Genomic DNA, 623 nt, shown 5'->3' with positions numbered 1-623 from the left:
CTACTGAAGAAACGCCTATTACGTTTCCTCGGCTATCCCATATGGGAGTCTTGGCTTTAATTGCAAATCCTGAAATTCCTTTTCCTTTATAAATAATGGATTGATGCTCCTTTAAAGAAGCTTCGTTGCTTGTTTTGGTATGTTTTCCAATATAGCTACTATTGTGATGAGAATAGCGGATTCCTTTATCATTAGCGATGGTGACGTAATCTGCTCCAGTGGTTTTTCTTATTTTTTCTGCAATAGGTTGGATGTGCTCAGAAGGATTTTTATTCCTAAAAGCTTTTACAATCGTTTTGTCTTCAGAAGCTAATTTTGCTACTGTCATAGCTTGCTTACCTACATATTTTTCAACAACTTCATCTATCATTGCAGAAAATAAAATGAATACAAGGACGGTACTCACAAGAATAACTACCGTAATAAGTAATGTAATTTGGGCAAGTAAGCTAGGTCTTCTGTTCATATTGAGAAAACGCATACATTCCTCCTTTTAATGAAATGAAATTTCGGCTGTTGTTTCAAGTGTAGCATAAAAGCAAAAAAGTTTAGCACCCAACTTCAAATGTTTATAAACAGACTTCTAAAGGGGAAAATAAATCGAATAAACGCTTGACTTAAAG

At 34.5% G+C, this 623-nt stretch carries 1 pseudogene; it reads right to left on the bottom strand.

What is annotated here, in order from left to right:
- Positions 1 to 481 (bottom strand): annotated as a pseudogene (locus RB298_RS06770) (ATP-binding protein); the annotation flags it as partial.
- Between the last annotated feature and the right edge of the window lie 142 nt (positions 482 to 623).

Origin of the sequence: Priestia sp. BR_2, from assembly GCF_041954005.1 — a bacterium.
Lineage (GTDB): Bacteria > Bacillota > Bacilli > Paenibacillales > Paenibacillaceae > Paenibacillus_AQ > Paenibacillus_AQ lautus_A.
The sequence above is the reverse complement of the archived record's forward strand: the minus strand, read 5'-3'. Positions and strand labels throughout refer to the sequence as shown.